Source organism: Streptomyces sp. GbtcB6 (genome assembly GCF_019091475.1).
In the GTDB taxonomy this organism is placed as follows: Bacteria; Actinomycetota; Actinomycetes; order Streptomycetales; family Streptomycetaceae; genus Streptomyces; species Streptomyces hyaluromycini.
In genome coordinates this window covers 111,871-127,664 of sequence record NZ_JAGXJL010000001.1, presented here as the reverse complement: position 1 = coordinate 127,664, position 15,794 = coordinate 111,871, and the positions used below count along the sequence as shown (strand labels likewise).

The 15,794-nt window shown below is 71.3% G+C and carries 15 protein-coding genes and 2 pseudogenes; 8 read left to right on the top strand and 9 right to left on the bottom strand.

Annotated features, from left to right (window positions below; all coding sequences use genetic code 11):
• Positions 1-118: 118 nt before the first annotated feature.
• Positions 119-1,567: an MFS transporter gene (locus KVT45_RS00605; RefSeq protein WP_217544201.1), complete on the bottom strand. Its 1,449-nt coding sequence runs from the start codon at positions 1,565-1,567 to the stop codon at positions 119-121.
• Between the two features lie 152 nt (positions 1,568-1,719).
• On the opposite strand from KVT45_RS00605, the gene KVT45_RS00600 reads away from it, so the two are divergent.
• Complete coding sequence (locus tag KVT45_RS00600; RefSeq protein WP_217544199.1) at positions 1,720-2,286, top strand: TetR/AcrR family transcriptional regulator; 567 nt, start codon at positions 1,720-1,722, stop codon at positions 2,284-2,286.
• A 34-nt stretch (positions 2,287-2,320) separates the two neighbouring features.
• Here KVT45_RS00600 and KVT45_RS00595 read toward each other — a convergent pair whose 3' ends face one another.
• From KVT45_RS00595 to KVT45_RS00565, 7 genes are all read right to left on the bottom strand, one after another.
• Positions 2,321-3,478 carry a TerD family protein gene (locus KVT45_RS00595; protein WP_217544197.1) on the bottom strand — a complete coding sequence of 386 codons (1,158 nt, stop codon included), beginning with the start codon at positions 3,476-3,478 and terminating at the stop codon, positions 2,321-2,323.
• Between the two features lie 71 nt (positions 3,479-3,549).
• A complete protein-coding gene (locus KVT45_RS00590) occupies positions 3,550-4,539 on the bottom strand; it encodes a zinc-dependent alcohol dehydrogenase family protein (RefSeq protein ID WP_217544195.1) in 990 nt (329 codons plus the stop codon).
• Positions 4,536-5,372, bottom strand: a complete 837-nt coding sequence (locus tag KVT45_RS00585) for a carbohydrate ABC transporter permease (protein ID WP_217544193.1) — start codon at positions 5,370-5,372, stop codon at positions 4,536-4,538. Before KVT45_RS00585 ends, KVT45_RS00590 begins: the two co-directional genes overlap by 4 nt.
• Positions 5,369-6,310 (bottom strand): carbohydrate ABC transporter permease, encoded by a 942-nt coding sequence (locus KVT45_RS00580; RefSeq protein ID WP_217544191.1) that lies wholly within the window; start codon positions 6,308-6,310, stop codon positions 5,369-5,371. Before KVT45_RS00580 ends, KVT45_RS00585 begins: the two co-directional genes overlap by 4 nt.
• The gene (locus KVT45_RS00575; RefSeq protein WP_217544189.1) at positions 6,307-7,677 is read right to left on the bottom strand and encodes a sugar ABC transporter substrate-binding protein; all 1,371 of its coding nucleotides are present in this window, start codon (positions 7,675-7,677) and stop codon (positions 6,307-6,309) included. Before KVT45_RS00575 ends, KVT45_RS00580 begins: the two co-directional genes overlap by 4 nt.
• Before the next feature lie 132 nt (positions 7,678-7,809).
• Positions 7,810-8,580 carry a DeoR/GlpR family DNA-binding transcription regulator gene (locus KVT45_RS00570; RefSeq protein ID WP_217544187.1) on the bottom strand — a complete coding sequence of 257 codons (771 nt, stop codon included), beginning with the start codon at positions 8,578-8,580 and terminating at the stop codon, positions 7,810-7,812.
• A 285-nt stretch (positions 8,581-8,865) separates the two neighbouring features.
• Positions 8,866-9,675 (bottom strand): NAD(P)-dependent oxidoreductase, encoded by an 810-nt coding sequence (locus tag KVT45_RS00565; protein WP_217544185.1) that lies wholly within the window; start codon positions 9,673-9,675, stop codon positions 8,866-8,868.
• A 275-nt stretch (positions 9,676-9,950) separates the two neighbouring features.
• Between KVT45_RS00565 and KVT45_RS00560 the strand changes: the two genes are divergently transcribed.
• Together KVT45_RS00560 and KVT45_RS00555 are read left to right on the top strand one after the other, a co-directional pair.
• Complete coding sequence (locus KVT45_RS00560) at positions 9,951-10,892, top strand: 5-dehydro-4-deoxyglucarate dehydratase (RefSeq protein WP_217544183.1); 942 nt, start codon at positions 9,951-9,953, stop codon at positions 10,890-10,892.
• 44 nt (positions 10,893-10,936) lie between these two features.
• Entirely contained in the window at positions 10,937-12,094 is a 1,158-nt protein-coding gene (locus KVT45_RS00555; RefSeq protein WP_217544848.1) for a hypothetical protein, read from the top strand.
• Here KVT45_RS00555 and KVT45_RS00550 read toward each other — a convergent pair.
• On the bottom strand, positions 12,037-13,266 hold the full coding sequence (locus KVT45_RS00550; RefSeq protein WP_217544181.1) for an MFS transporter: 1,230 nt from the start codon (positions 13,264-13,266) through the stop codon (positions 12,037-12,039). The two genes, KVT45_RS00555 and KVT45_RS00550, sit on opposite strands and share 58 nt — an antisense overlap.
• 2 nt (positions 13,267-13,268) lie before the next feature.
• On the opposite strand from KVT45_RS00550, the pseudogene KVT45_RS57590 reads away from it, so the two are divergent.
• The 5 genes and pseudogenes from KVT45_RS57590 to KVT45_RS00530 all read left to right on the top strand — a co-directional run.
• Positions 13,269-13,577: pseudogene (locus tag KVT45_RS57590) on the top strand (transposase); the annotation flags it as partial.
• A 12-nt stretch (positions 13,578-13,589) separates the two neighbouring features.
• Positions 13,590-13,715, top strand: a pseudogene (locus tag KVT45_RS56030) (DUF6010 family protein); the annotation flags it as partial.
• A gap of 96 nt (positions 13,716-13,811) precedes the next feature.
• Complete coding sequence (locus tag KVT45_RS00540) at positions 13,812-14,393, top strand: TIGR03086 family metal-binding protein (RefSeq protein WP_217544179.1); 582 nt, start codon at positions 13,812-13,814, stop codon at positions 14,391-14,393.
• 108 nt (positions 14,394-14,501) lie between these two features.
• Positions 14,502-15,254 carry an MBL fold metallo-hydrolase gene (locus KVT45_RS00535; protein ID WP_217544177.1) on the top strand — a complete coding sequence of 251 codons (753 nt, stop codon included), beginning with the start codon at positions 14,502-14,504 and terminating at the stop codon, positions 15,252-15,254.
• Positions 15,255-15,412: 158 nt separating this feature from the next.
• Positions 15,413-15,784, top strand: coding sequence for a hypothetical protein (locus KVT45_RS00530; RefSeq protein WP_217544175.1), 372 nt, complete (start codon positions 15,413-15,415; stop codon positions 15,782-15,784).
• Positions 15,785-15,794: the final 10 nt, after the last annotated feature.

Here is a 15,794-nt window from a genome sequence, read left to right as displayed (position 1 = left end):
TCGATATCGCCCCGGTTCCGAAAGCGCCCCGTCAGGGGCGCTGGGGGTACCCCCGGCCGAAGGCTGGGGGAGGAACTGCGTGACCAGCCCCCACACACCCGCAGCCGACGACGATCGCCTAGGCCCCATGCCTCCGCGGACCTGTGATCACGAACCCCGCCACCAGCAGTGCGGCCACCGCGACCAGCGACCCGATGCCGAACGCGCGGGACGCGCCGTGGGTGAGGATCTCGGCCGGGCTGCCGCTCGCATGCCTGGTCACCGTGCCGTACACGGTGACCAGGACGGCGAGTCCGAGGGTGCCGCCGAGCCACTGCAGCGTCTGCAGCAGTCCGGACGCGGCGCCCGCCTCCCGGGGCTCGATACGGGCGAGGATGGTCGCGTTGAGCGGCATGAAGCTCAGACCGACGCCCACGCCGAGCAGCAGCAGCGGACCGAGCAGCCCGGTGACGTAGCCGTCGCCGGGCCGCAGCCGCCACAGCCACCCGCCGGCGACGACCAGCAGGGTGATGCCGGTCAGCAGCAGCGGCTTGGCCCCGAGGCGGGCCAGCAGCCGCGGCAGCAGCCGCACCATGGTGAACATCGCCAGGGTCATGGGCAGGAACGCGAACCCGGCGCGCAACGGGCTGTACTCCAGGACCTGCTGGCAGATCAGGGTGAGGAAGTAGAAGGCGCCGAACATGCCCGCGGGCAGCAGCATGATGGTGAGATAGCCGCCCGCCCGGTCCCGGTCGCCGAACAGCCCCAGCGGCATGATCGGCTGGCCGGCCCGGGACTCGATCAGGGCGAAGCCGAAGAGCAGTGCGACGGCGCAGCCGAAGCCGAGCAGGGACTGGGAGTCGGTCCAGCCCTCCTCCGAGACCCGGATGAACGCGTACACCAGCGAGGTCATCCCGGCCGTCCCGGTCAGCGCGCCCGCGAGGTCGAAGCGGCCCGCGTGCCGCGGGGTCTCGGCGACGAACCGTGGCAGGGCCACGAACAGGGCGATGCCGATGGGCACGTTGATGAGCAGGGCCCAGCGCCAGGACGCCCAGGACGTGAGCATGCCGCCCAGGACCAGGCCGGCGGAGCCGCCGATGCCGGCCATGGAGGAGTAGACGCTCAGGGCGCGGTGCCGGCGCGGGCCCTGGGGGAAGTTGGTGGTGATCAGGGCCAGGGTGCTGGGGGCGATCAGCGCGGCGCCGACGCCCTGCAGCGCGCGTGCCGCGAGCAGCCAGCCGCCCTCCGCGGCGACTCCGCCGAGCAGCGAGGACAGCGCGAACAGCAGCGCTCCGGCGCCGAGCGTTCGACGGCGGCCCACGACGTCGCCGACCCGCCCGCCGAGCAGCAGCAGACCGCCGAAGGCGAGGGTGTAGGCGTTGAGCACCCAGGACAGGCCGGTACGGCTGAACCCCAGGCCCCGCTGGATGTCGGGGAGCGCGACGTTGACGACGGTGGAGTCGACGCCGACCATCATGTAGGCGGTGACGATGACGAGGAGGGCGGAGCCGAGCCTCGCGGGATGCGGGGAGTCCGGCGGGGTGTCGGCGGCGGTGGACGGGGCGGACGGGCTGGACGGGGCGGACATGAGGTTCTCCCGGTCTGTGCGTCCCCGGCGCGGGCATGGTGAAGTACGGGCAGACGGGCTGCCCGTGGAGCGCACGACGGTAAGCGGGGACTGTCTCCGTTTAGTGTTCGATAAGATACGGAGAGAGTCCCCGGTTCGCAAGGAGTAACTGGATGACGCAGGTCAGGCCCATGCGCGCGGACGCTCGCCGCAACTACGAGCGGTTGCTGAAGGTCGCCGTCGAGGCCTTCGCCGAGCAGGGGGAGAACGCGTCCCTCGACGACATCGCCAAACGGGCGGGCGTCGGCTCCGGCACGCTCTACCGGCACTTCCCGACCCGGCAGGCGCTGCTGGAGGCCGCGTTCGTGGACCGGCTGGAGGGGCTGGCGGCGAAGGCCGACGAGTTCGCCGCGGTCCTTCCGCCGGGTGCGGCGCTGACCGAGTGGCTGAACGAACTGTGCGTCGCCACCATCCAGGTGCGCGGCCTGAAGGCCCTGCTGGGTTCCGCGGTCACGGACGGCAGTTCGGCCACGGTCGCGGCCTGCGGTGTGACGGTCCGCGGCGCGGCGACCCGCCTGGTGGACGCGGCGAAGGCGGAGGGCACCCTGCGCCCCGACATCGAGCCGATCGAAGTCCTGCGCCTGGCGCACGGACTGGCCACCGCGTCGGAACTGGCCAACGGCCAGGGCAAGGAGATCCGGCGCTATCTGTCACTGCTCACGGAGGGGTTGCGGCCGTAGCGCCCACGGCCGCACACCCGTCACCGAGCTCGCGTCAGAGCGCCTCCGCCCCCGGCTTCACCATGTTCCGCACCGTCCGGGCCTTCACGAACGAGCCCATCGCGGTCATGTCCCACTCGCCGGAGAACTGGCGGACCAGCTTCGCCATCATCACGCCCGTCTGCGCCTCGGCGCTCGTCAGGTCGAAGCGGACCAGCTCCTCGCCGGTCGCGGCGTCCAGCAGGCGGCAGTAGGCCTTGGCGACCTCGGTGAACTTCTGGCCGGAGAACGAGTTGACCGTGAAGACCAGGCCGGTGACCTCCGGGGGGATCCGGCCGAGGTCGACCACGATCACCTCGTCGTCGCCGCCGCCCTCGCCGGTGAGGTTGTCGCCGGAGTGCTTGATCGCTCCGTTGAGGATGGACAGCTTGCCGAAGTAGCAGCTGTCGACGTGGTCGCGCTGCGGGCCGTACGCGATGACCGAGGCGTCCAGGTCGATGTCCTTGCCACGGAACGCCGGCTCCCAGCCCAGGCCCATCTTGACCTGGGAGAGCAGCGGGCGGCCGCCCTTGACCAGGGACACGGTCTGGTTCTTCTGGAGGCTGACCCTGCCCTTGTCGAGGTTGATCTTCCCGGTGCCGGGGGCGGGCGGCGCGGGCGGGGCCGGGGGAGCCGCGGGGGGTGCCGGCTGGGTGACCGGGGCCGTCGGGGCGGGCGCCGGTTCCTCCACCGAAACACCGAAGTCCGTGGCGATACCGGCCAGCCCGTCGGCGTACCCCTGGCCGACCGCGCGGGCCTTCCACGCGCCGCCCCGCAGATAGATCTCCACGACCACCAGGGCCGTCTCCGTGCCCAGCTGCGGAGGCGTGAAGGTGGCCAGCACCGAGCCGTCGTCCGCGTTGCGGATCGTCGCCGTCGGCTCGATGCCCTGGAAGGTCTGACCGGCGGCGTCGGGGCTCGCGGTGACCACGATCTTCTCGATCCCGGGCGGCACGGCGGCCGTGTCGACGGTGATGGCGTCCGGGGACGTACCGCCGCCCGAGCGGTACGTCACACCCGGCCCGTTCGGCTGGTTGTAGAAGATGAAGTCGTCGTCCGAGCGCACCTTGCCGTCGCCGGTGAGCAGCAGGCCCGACACGTCGAGCCGCACGGGAGCGGCGACGTCCACCGCCACCCGCGAGACGGGAAGAGGGATGTTCGAGCCAGGGGTCATAGCTGTCATGCCCCGTGAACGAACAACCCCGCTTTACTGTTCCCTTACCCGGGAGCCGGCCCCCGAACGGCTCAGGGGATCACGACGATCTTCCGTCCCACCCCGGCCGCGAACTGCTCCAACGCCTGCGGATAGCTGTCCAGCGGGAGGCGGTCGCTGATGAAGACGTCCGGGTCCAGGACGCCGTTCGCGAACAGCTCCGCCGCCCGCTCGTAGCTGTGCAGCACGGCCATGGAGCCGGTGATGGTGAGCTCCTGGTTGTAGATGCGGTACGGGTCGATCGTCACCCGGGTCGCGTAGTCGGCGACGCCGAACTGGAGGAACGTGCCCGCCTTGGCGACCCGCTCCAGGCCGTCCTGGATCGCCGCCGCGTTGCCGGTCGCGTCGATCACCAGGTCCCAGCCCTGCGGGCGGTCCAGCTCGTCGGGGTTGGCCGCGGACCCGGAGACGCCGAGCTGCCGGGCGGTCTCCAGCCGGACGGGGTTCAGGTCCACCACGTCCACGCTCGCCGCGCCGGTCCGCTTGGCCAGCTCCAGCATCATCAGCCCCATGGTCCCGGAGCCGTAGATGAGGACATGCGCGCCCAGCCGGGACTGGAGGACGTCGTAGCCCCGGATCGCGCACGACAGGGGTTCGACCAGGGCCGCGTCCTGGGTGCGGACGTGCTCGGGGAGCTTCACGCAGTTGGCGACCGGGGCCACCGCGTACTGCGCGGCCCCGCCCGGCACGGTCACGCCGATCGCGGCCCACCGCTCGCAGAGGTTGTTGTGGCCGTTGCGGCACTGCCGGCACTCGTGGCAGTACAGGGACGGGTCGACCGCGACCTGGTCGCCGATCGCCACCTCGGTCACCTGGGAGCCGACGCCGACCACCTCGCCGGCGAACTCGTGGCCCGGCACGATCGGCAGCTTGGGGGCGAACTCGCCCTGGAGGATGTGCAGGTCCGTGCCGCACAGGCCGCAGGCGGCCACCTCCACGACGACCTCGCGGGGGCCCGGTGTCGGGTCGGGGACCTCGGTGACGACGGCGCGGCCCACGGACTCGATGACGGCGGCCTTCATTTCACGGCTCCCAAGGACAGGCCCTGGACCAGTTTGTCCTGGGCAGTGAACCCCGCGGCGAGCACCGGCAGGGAGACGACGAGCGACGCGGCGCACACCTTCGCCAGGAACAGGCCCTGGCTGGTGATGAAGCCGGTCAGGAAGACGGGAGCGGTCCCGGCGACGACACCCGTCAGTACACGTGCGAAGAGCAGTTCGTTCCAGCTGAAGATGAAACAGATCAGCGCGGTGGCGGCGACGCCCGGGAGGGAGATGGGGGCGACCACGCGCGCGAGGATCGTCGGCAGCCGGGCGCCGTCCACCCGCGCGGCCTCGATCACCTCGACCGGGACCTCGGCGAGGAAGGACTGCATCATCCACACCGCGATCGGCAGGTTCATGGAGGTGTAGAGGATGACCAGGAGCCAGATGTTGTCGAGCATCCCGGCGTTCTTCGCGAACAGGTAGATCGGCAGCAGGCCCGCCACGGCCGGCAGCATCTTCGTGGAGAGGAAGAAGAACAGCACGTCCGTCCACTTCCGCACCCGGCGGATCGACAGCGCGTAGGCCGCCGGGAAGGCCAGCAGGAGGACGAGGAGCGTGGAGACCACCGACGCCATCGCCGAGTTGATCAGCGCGGGCCACGGGCTCGCCCCGCCGCCGACGCCGAAGAACTCGCGGTAGCTGTCCAGGGTGAGGCCGGCGGTGAAGGACGGCGGGTTGGTCGCCGCGTCCGCCTCGGAGTGGAAGGACGTCAGCGCCATCCAGGCGATGGGCAGGAAGAACACGATCCCGGTCAGCCAGGCGACCAGCCCGAGTCCGTTCCGTCGTACGACGTTCAGGGCGGTGTTCATGCGCGGGACACCTCCTCGCGGAACAGCGACGACACCACACGCAGGGCGAAGGTCGCGATGATGATCGAGCCGATGACCACCACGACGCCCGCGGCCGAGGCGAGGCCGTTCTCGTGCGCCTGGTAGAAGCTCTGGTAGACGGTGTAGGGGAGGTTGGCGGTGCCCAGGCCGCCGGAGGTGATCGTGAAGACCGCGTCGAAGTTCTGCACGATGTAGATCGAGCCCAGCAGTCCGCCGAGTTCGAGGTACCGGCGCAGATGGGGGAGGGTCAGGTAGCGGAAGATCTGCCAGTCGCTCGCGCCGTCCACCCGGGCCGCCTCCAGCTGCTGCTGGTCGCGGCTCTGCAGCCCGGCCAGCAGGATCAGCATCATGAACGGCGTCCACTGCCACACCAGGGCGGCCTCGACCGCGATCAGCGGGTTGTCGGAGATCCAGTCCGGCTGGGGGCCGCCGACGTAGTGCAGCAGGCCGTTGAGCAGGCCGTACTCGGGGTTGTAGAGGACGTGCTTCCACAGCAGGGCCGCCGCGACCGGGACGATCAGGAACGGGGCGATCATCAGCGTGCGGACCACGCCCCGGCCCCGGAACTTCCGGTTGAGCAGCAGCGCCACCACCAGTCCCAGGACCAGGCTGACCAGCACCACGGTGACCGTCAGCAGGACCGTCGTCCACACCGAGTGGCGCAGGTCCGGGTCGGTCAGGACCTGGCGGTAGTTGTCGATGCCGGTGAAGTGGCGGTCCTTCGGATAGAGCGCGTTCCAGTCGAAGAACGAGATCACCACGGTCGCCACGAACGGCAGCTGGGTCACCACGATCAGGAAGACCAGTGCCGGCAGCAGCGGGGCCCGGGTGGCCCAGGCCCGCAGACGGTCGGAGGGCGGCCGGGGCGCCGGCCGCGCGGAGGCGGCGGCGACCCGGGGGGAGGCGGTGGCGGTCATGATCCCTCGTACTTCTTGCCGACGGCCTCGGCGAGCTTCTGTGCCTTCTTCAACGCGTCGTCCACGGACTGCTGGCCGGCGACGGCGGAGCTGATCTCCTGGGAGACCTTGGTGCCCAGGTCGGTGAACTCGGGGATGTCGACGAACTGGATGCCGGGCGCGGGCCGCGGCTGCACACCCGGGTCGTTGGGCTTGGCACTGGCGATGGCGTCCCGGGTGACGTCCGCGAAGGCGGCCGCCTCCTTGCGGTACTGCGGGATGTCGTACGTCGACGTGCGCTTGCCGGCCGGCACGTTGGCCCAGCCCGCCTTCTCGCCCACGAGGTTCTCGTAGCCCTTGCTGGACGCCCACGAGATGAACTTCCAGGCGTCGTCCGGGTTCTTCGACGCCTTCTGGATGCCCCACGCCCAGGTGTAGAGCCAGCCGGAGCTGTCGGTCTTGTCGACCGGCGCCGGGACGTAGCCCATCTTGCCCTTCACCGGGGAGCCGGAGGCCTCCAGCGAACCCGCGCCCGAGGTGGCGTCGTACCACATCGCGGTCTTGCCCTGGGTCGTGTCGTTCAGGCACTCGGCGAAGCCGGACTGGGCGGCGCCGGCCTCGCCGTGCTTGCGGACCAGGTCGACGTAGAACTGGGTGGCCTTCTTGAACTCGGGGGCGTCCAGCTGCGCCTTCCAGTCCTTGTCGAACCAGGTGCCGCCCATGGTGTTGACGACCGTGGTCAGCGGGGCCAGCATCTCGCCCCAGCCGGGCAGGCCGCGCAGGCAGATGCCCTTCATGCCGGGCTCCGCGCCGTCCACCTTGGCGGCCAGGTCGGCGACCTGCTGCCAGGTGGGGTGGGCCGGCATGGTCAGCCCCTTCTTCTGGAAGACGTCCTTGCGGTACATCAGGAAGGACGACTCGCCGTAGAACGGCTCACCGTAGAGCTTGCCGTCCGCCGCGGTGAGGGCCTGCTGCATCGGCTTGAGGATGTCCTGCTGGTCGAAGGCGGTGTCCTTCTTGACGTACGAGTCCATCGGCTCCAGCCAGCCGTTCTTGGCGTAGATCGGGATCTCGTAGTTCGAGAGCGTGGCGACGTCGTACTGGCCGGCCTGGTTGGCGAAGTCCTGGCTGATCTTGTCCCGGACGTCGTTCTCGGGCAGCACGGTGAAGTTCACCTTGATCCCGGTGTCCTTGGTGAAGTTGGCCGCGGTGAGCTTCTGCAGCTCCACCATCTGCGGGTTGTTCACCATCAGGACGTTGATGGAGTGGGCGGAGGAACCGCCGCCCGCGCCGGCGCCCGAGCAGCCGGCGAGCAGCGAGGTGGTCAGCGTTCCTGCGGCGGCCACCGCGAACAGGGTGCGGGGCGTTCGTCGGCTCTGGGTTCGCATGGGGTGCTCCTGGAGAACTTATGGGGATATAACGGGCCCGGGCGGGCGCGGGTGTGCCGTTCGGGGACTGTGTTCGGTTTGTCGGACGGTTCGGTGTGTCGGGCGGCTCGGTGGTTCTGGCGGCTCGGGGGGTCAGACGCGGATGACCTGGGGGCCCTGGAGCGAGTAGCGGTGGGCCTCGGAGGCGGGCAGCAGGGTGCTGGTGACTATGGCCTCCAGCTCGCCGATCTCCGCGAACCGGCAGAAGCTGACCGCCCCGAACTTGGTGTGCACGCCCGCGAACACGGTGCGGCGCGCGGCCCGGATCGCCTGCGCCTTCACCTCGCTGACCGCCGGGTCGGGGGTGGTCAGGCCGTGCTCGCGGGAGATGCCGTTGGCGCCGATGTAGGCGAGGTCGATGACGAAGCCGGCGAGCATCTTCGTCGTCCAGTGGTCGACGGTGGCGAGGGTGCCGGAGCGGACCCGTCCGCCGAGCAGCAGCACGGAGACGTTCTCGGCCTCCGCGAGCGCACCCGCCACCGGCAGGGACGCGGTGACCACGGTCAGCGGCCGGTCCCCGGGCAGCGCCTCGGCGATGAGCTGGGGGGTGAAGCCCTCGTCGACGAAGACGGTCTCGGCGTCGCCTATCAGCTCGGCGGCGGCGGACGCGATCCGGCGCTTCTCCGGGACATGACTGGTCGACCGGAACGCGAGTGTGGTCTCGAAACCGGCGCTCTCCACCGGGTAGGCGCCGCCGTGGGTGCGCCGCACCAGCCCGTGGTCCTCCAGGGCGCGCAGATCGCGCCGGATGGTCTCCTTGGCCACGCCCAGCTCGGCGGCGAGCGCGGTGACGTCCACGGAACCGGTGGTCCGGGCGGCCCGCACGATCTCGCGCTGGCGCTCTTCCGCCGTCCTTGTGGTCATGCCGTCACCCACTTCCCTGTGGAGCTGCCCGTTCGGGCCATGGGGGAAGTTGTACCTCCGGCGCACGGCCCTGACCAGGCCTGTTGCGAACCCGATGCTGCCCGTATACGCCCGGTTGCGCTCAGGCGTGCCCGTCTCGGACCTGGGGCGCTGCTGTGGGTGACGTGAGATCGGGCATGATCTGTGCCCGAATTGGAAGCGGACGGGCCCGTTCGGTGCCCGTCCGCTGTCTCGAACGATCGTTTTCGGTACTGCTCCGATGTGTTCTCGGCGTCGCTGCGTCCTCTAGTACGGCCAGATCGGCGGGTCGTTCACGAAACGGCCGCCCAGGTGGGTGTGGGCCGGGTTCTCCGGGTTCAGCTCGCCGTGCTCGGCGATCAGCTTCGCGGCGAACTGCTCGGAGTCGTCCTGCGGCTCGTAGCCGAGCGTCCGCGCCGTGCTCAGGTCCCACCACAGCCTGGTGTTGGCGGAGGAGCCGTAGACGACGGTGTGGCCGACCTCCTCGGCGGTCAGGGCCGCGTGGAAGAGACGGGCGCCGTCGGCGGGGCTCATCCACACCGAGAGCATCCGTACGTCGGCCGGCTCCGCGAAGCAGGAGCCGATGCGGACGGAGACGGTCTCCAGGCCGTGCTTGTCCCAGTACAGCTGGGCGAGGTCCTCGCCGAACGACTTGGACAGGCCGTAGAAGGTGTCCGGGCGGTGCCGGGTGTCGATCGCGATGCGGGGGTCGCCCGCGCCCGGGGCCGGGGTGAAGCCGACGGCGTGGTTGGAGGAGGCGAAGACGATGCGCGGGACGCCCTCCTGGCGGGCGGCCTCGTACAGGTTGTAGGTGCCCTCGATGTTCGAGCGGAGGATCTTCTCGAAGGGCGCCTCCAGGGAGATCCCCGCGAGGTGGAGCACCGCGTCCACGCCCCGCACCGCCTCGCGCAGCGCCGCCGTGTCGCCGAGATCGGCGGTGATCGCGTCCGGTTCGCCCTCGATCGGGCGCACGTCGAACAGGCGCAGCTCGTAGCCGTACTCCGGGAGCAGGGACCGCATCAGGGTGCCGAGTCCGCCGGCGGCACCGGTGAGCAGTAGCGTGCGGGGAGTGGGCATCCACGGTCTCCTTGGATCAGCGCCGGTCGCGTCCGTGTATGGCATTCACATTCATGGACACGCTAGGGAGGTGTGACGTACCGAGTCAAGTGTGCCGTGGAGTGCGGGAATCCGCTCGAGTGTTGGTCGTTTGTCGCCTTGACCGGCCCGGACACGGCCTCGTAACGTGGTCACGTTCATGAATATAGACGCCGATCAGAAACATGCATCGACATGCCGATCTGTCCGAGCTGTTCCACAGCGAACGGCGTCGACCGCCTCGACAGGGAGCGCCAGTGACGCCAGCCCCTCTCGCCGCCCGGCTTCGTGATCCGCGCGGGCCGCTCTTCTTCCCCGTCACCGCCTACGGCCCCGACGGCTCCCTCGACCTCGACACCTACCGCGAGCACGTCGGCCGGGGCGTCGAGGCCGGCGCCGCCGCCGTCTTCGCCTGCTGCGGCACGGGGGAGTTCCACGCGCTGCTGCCGGAGGAGTTCGAGGCCTGCGTGGGCGCGGCCGTGGCGGCGGCCGACGGGCGGGTACCGGTGGTGGCCGGCGCCGGCTACGGCACCGCGCTCGCCGTACGCTACGCGCGTCTCGCCGAGGCCGCGGGCGCCGACGGCCTCCTCGCCATGCCGCCCTACCTGGTGGTCGCCGGCCAGGAGGGCCTGCTGCGGCACTACCGGGAGGTGGCGGCGGCCACCGGCCTCCCCGTGATCGTCTACCAGCGGGACAACGCCGTGTTCACCCCGCCCACGGTCGTCGAACTCGCCCGCACCGAGGGCATCATCGGCTTCAAGGACGGCCTCGGCGACCTGGACCTCATGCAGCGCATCGTCAGCGCCGTCCGTACCGAGGTCCCGGGCGACTTCCTCTACTTCAACGGCCTGCCCACCGCCGAACAGACCCAGCTCGCCTACCAGGCCATCGGCATCGACCTCTACTCCTCCGCCGTCTTCTGCTTCGTCCCCGAGATCGCCCTCGCCTTCCACGCCGCCCTGCGCGACGGGGACCGGGCGACGGCCGAGCGCCTGCTGGACGGCTTCTACCGCCCGTTCGTCGAACTCCGCGCCCAGGGCCGGGGATACGCCGTCTCGCTCGTCAAGGCGGGCGTACGACTGCGCGGCCTGGACGTCGGCGAGGTCCGCCCCCCGCTGCACGAGCCGACCGAGGACCATGTCAAGCAGCTCGCCCAGCTGATCGAGCGCGGCTACGCGCTGCTGGAGGAGGACGCGTGAGCGGGGCCGGAGGAGGACGATCGCGCACGCCCGGAGAAGGCCGGCTGAAGGCGTCGGCGTTCGTCTACCCCTGGGACGTGACCGGAGACCCCGAGGCCCCGGACCGCATCGCCGCGCTCGGCGTGCACCAGGCGACCCTGGCCTCCGCCTACCACTCCACCCGCGCGCTGACCCCCCGCCACCCCCGCCACCGCATCGTCACCGCCGAACACGCCGCCGTCTACTACCCGACGGACGACCGCTGGACCGGCCGGGAACTCCGCCCCTACCCGGCCGGCGACTGGGCCCCCGGCGACGCCTGCGGCGAGGCGGCCGAAGCCCTGCGCGGTGCCGGCCTCGACGTCCACACCTGGGTGATCCTCGCCCACAACTCCCGCCTGGGCGCCGAGCATCCGGACACCTCCGTCGTCAACGCCTACGGCGACCGCTACCCCTGGGCCCCCTGCATCGCCCAGCCCGCCACGCGCGCGTACCTGGCCGACCTCGCCGCCGAGGCCGCCGTACGCCCCGGCGCGGCCGGCACCGAACTGGAGTCCCTCGGCTGGTACGGCCTCCAGCACCTGCACGCCCACGACAAGACCGCCGGGGTCGGCCTGGGGGACGCCGGCCAGTACCTGATGGCGCTCTGCTTCTGCCCCACGTGCCGGACCGGGTACGGCGAACAGGGCCTGGCCGCCGACGAACTGGCCGCCTCCGTACGGGAGGCCCTGGAGCCGCTCTGGCGGGGCGCCGGTGACGACGCCGGCTGGCCGACGGTGGAGAAGCTGCTCGGCGAACCGGTGGCGGCGGCCACGCGCGCGTGGCGCGACGGGCAGGCCCGCACCCTCCAGGAGACGGCCGTGGCCGCGGTGCGAGCGGCGGCCCCCGAAGGCTTCCAGGTGGTGCTGCATGCCGACCCGGTGACGTACCACTGCGGAGCCAACGCGGGAGTGGACCCGGCCTGGATCCTGTCCGTCGCGGACGGTGTCGTGGTCCCCTGCACGGGCGGTACGGCCCTGCTGACGCCCTTCGCCGAGCACGCCCGGGACGACACCGTCCTGGCCGCCAACTTCACGGTGGTCTCCGGGATGGGCGGCAGCCCCGCGACCCTCGCGGCCGACGCGGCACGGGCCCGCGAGCTGGGTGCGACCGAACTGCGGCTGTATCACGCCGGGTTGGCGTCCGACGGGGACCTGTCGGCGGTGCGGGAGGCGTTGCGGTGAGCCAGTGACCCGGCGGTCGCCAGCAGCCCGCCGCCGAAGAGCAGCAACAGCAGCCGGTGGTCGACGAGTTCGACGAGGGCGGCCCCGACGGCCAGTCCGGCCACGTTCGGTGTGAACATCAGCGTGTCGGCCGTCGCGGTCGCCCGCCCCAGCGCGGCGGCCGGGATCTCGCGCTGTACGGCGGTGTAGGCGGCGATCAGGACGCAGGGCAGGCCGATACCGCCCGCGAGGCTGCACGCGAGCAGTGCTATGTCACATGGCACCACCCGCCCGGCCACCGCCACCCCCGTCAGCGCGATCCCGTACGCCGCGAACCGCCGCTCGCCGAGCCGCCGCAGCGCGGGCCCGGAGACCAGCCCGACACCGACCGAGCCGACGCCCTGGACGGCGTACATCACCCCCGTGTAGGCGGGGGAGTGGCCGAGGGCGTCCACCACGGCGTAGTTCAGGCTGCTGCCGAGCGAGGCGAGGCACATCGTGGCGCCGCCGGCCCCGACCAGCGGCCGCAGGGCCGGGTGCGCCCACAGCAGCCGGGCCCCCTCGGCGGTCTGCCGCCGCCAGTTGCCGCGCGCCCGTTCGGGCCGTTCCTCCCGCACCCGGAGCAGCGCGCACAGCCCTGCCGCCAGCACGAAGGTGCAGGCGTCCAGGAGCGCAACGCTCGGCCCGCCGTACGCCGTGTACAGCGCGGCGCCGGTCAGCGGGGCGATCAGCTTCACGCCTTCGCGGGCGGTCATCCGCAGCCCGTTGAAGTCGCCGAGGAGGGCGGGGTCGACGGCGGCGACGACGAGGGCGGAGTCGGCCGCGTCCTCGACGACGCCCGCCGCGCCGTAGAGGAGGAGGACGGCGAAGAGCAGCCGGACGTCGGCGGGGGAGGAGACCGTCCACAGGGACGGCAGGAGGAGGGCGAGGGCGAGGTTCGTGCGGATCACCAGGGGTTTGCGGGGCACGCGGTCGGCGAGGGTGCCGAGGACGGGGCCGAGGAGGGTGGGGGCCCAGAGGGCGGCGGTGCAGAGGGCGGCGAGGCCGTCGGAGCCGGTGAGGTCCTTGACCCAGACACCGGACACGAGCCAGAGCGCGGAGGTGCCGAAGCCGGACACCACGACGCCGGTGAGGTAGAGCGCCGCGTTGCGGTCGCGCAGCAGGCGGGCCACGGCCCAGGAGCTGGTCGTCATGCCTGGTCATCGTCGGTCTAAGGCGGGGGCGAGGGGATCGGGCAGGTGCCTTAGAACGCGGTGCGGACAGCCCGGCGGGAAGCAGTCCCTGCGCGACGTCGAGGCCGCCTGCAAGAACTTCTTCGCCTCCTTCAAGTGCGAGCGCAAGGGCGCGAAGACGGGAGAAGGCCCGCCTCAAGGTCGCCCGCGCCCACGCAGAGGTGACCGATGCGCGTCGCGAGTTCCACCACCGGCTCTCCACTCAGCTGATCCGCGACATCCAAGCGATCGGTGTGGAGGACCTGGCGGTCCAAGGACTCGCGCGGACCAGGCTGGTCCTGCTCATGTCCCTCGTCCGCGAACCGCACCGGCGCCGCCTCAACGCGGTCATGGTGGCCGGCGCGGGCGCCGCGTGCCTGAGCGGCGGCGGCCTGGGCGGCCGGGAGTTCGCGTTCACGGCACTGGCCACGGAGTCTCGGTGCGGCGGACCGATGAGTTCCGGAAGGCGGTGAGGTCCACCTCCTGAAGGAAGAGGCGACCGAGCCGGTGCACCGGGAGGCAGCACGATGACTGGTACGACCATGATCGATCTCGGCCCGCAGGCGAGGATCGTGGCGGAACTCGCGGAGCGGGTGGCGGACGGGCAGCTCGCGGAGTCGACGCCGTGTCCGGACTACGCGGTCCGCCACCTGCTGGGCCATGTGGCGGGCCTGTCCGTGGCCTTCCGGGACGCGGCCCGCAAGAACCTGGGGACCACCACCGACCACCGCCCCGACGCGTCGCTGCCGGCGCTCGGACCGGAGTGGCGGCAGGAACTGCCCAAGGCCCTCGACGCACTGGCGGAGGCCTGGCGGGACCCGTCCGCGTGGGACGGCATGACCCGTGCCGGCGGGATCGACCTGCCCGGCGGGATGGCGGGTGCCGTGGCCGCCGACGAACTGGTCGTCCACGGCTGGGACCTGGCCCGGGCCACCGGCCAGGAGTACGCCCCGGACCCGGCGGCGCTGGAGGCGGCGTACGGCTTCCTGCGGATGGCGGCGGCCGGCGACCGCGGCCCGTTCGGCCCCCTCGTGCCGGTGCCGGAGGGCGCGCGGCTGCTGGACCGGGCGGTGGGCCTGAGCGGCCGGGATCCGGGATGGAAGCCGTGAGGGGCAGGCCGAAAGGAGGCCGGCGGGGAGAGGCCGACCCATAGGGGCAAGCCGTAAAAGGGCTCAATCCGTGAGCGGGCGGGGACCGGGATCCGTACTCTCCTCGCCATGCCATTGAGCCTCACCGTCCTCGGCACCGCCTCTCCCTGCCCCCGGCCCGGCCGCCCGTGCTCCGGTTACCTGGTGCGCGGCGGGGGCGCCGAGGTGTGGGTGGACGCGGGGACGGGGACGTTCGCGGAACTGCAGCGGCACACAAATCCGGCGCGGCTCACGGCGATCTGGATCTCGCACCTGCACGCGGATCACAGTGCGGATCTGCTGGCCGCCGCGTACGCCTACGCCTTCGGCGGACTGACACCGGCCGCACCGATCCCGGTCTACGCGCCGCAGGAGTGCGCGCAGCGGCTGGCGGGCTTCTTCGGCCGGCCGGATCTGGGCTTCCTGGGCGGGGTGTTCGACTTCCGGCCGCTGTACGACGGCCATGCCGTCCAGCACTGGAACCTGCGGCTCGCCACCCGGGCGGTGGCTCATGGCACCGAGGCCTACGGGTTGCGCGCCGAGTGCCAGGGGAGCGTGCTCGCGTACTCCGGCGACAGCGGACCGTGCGCCGCGCTGGCCGAGCTGGCCGCCCGGGCGGATGTCTTCCTGTGCGAGGCCGACCTCGACAGGCATCGCGAAGGCGAACGGGTTCATCTGACCCCGGAGGACGCGGGACGGATCGCTCGGGAGGCGGGGGCACGGGAGCTGCTCATCACCCATGTGGGGCCGGCACTGACCCGGGAGATGGCGGCGGCCCGGGCGGGAGTGGTGTCGGGACGGCCCACCAGTGTGGCGCGGGAGGGAGAGGCAAGAGGTTTCTGAGGTGCTCGCGACACGGCGGCATTCGTGCAATACCGTTCACCGCGACCGGCAATGTGCCGATTCCGCCAACTTGCTCTCGGGTGTACGGAGTTCACGGTACGATCTGTCTGATCCCGTCGTCTTCTGCCGCACCTGACCCGCTTTGGGGGATGGTTCCCGTGGACGTGAAGCTCTTCATCGAGCAGCAACCCGGCGAGGAATCCGGTGACCTGAGTGAGTTCGCCGATGATCTGAAATCGGAACTCGCTCACTCCGGCAAGGGTGATGTCGACCTCCTGTTCGAGGAGGCGGAGCCCGGTGCTCCCGTTTCGCGAGGGGCCCTGGCGGTGGTGGGAGCGCTGTTCGTGCGGCTGGAGGAAATCGGCTGGCTGCGTGACCTGCTGCATTCCCTTTTCAACTGGATGACGCGTACGGATCGTGCGGTGGAGATTTCCGTGGGCGGCGTTGAAATGAAACTCACAAGGGCGACGCCGGAGCAGCAGCAGAGGATCATTCAGGCGGTTCTGGACCGTATCGCTGCCGACTCCTGAAAAGAGAGGC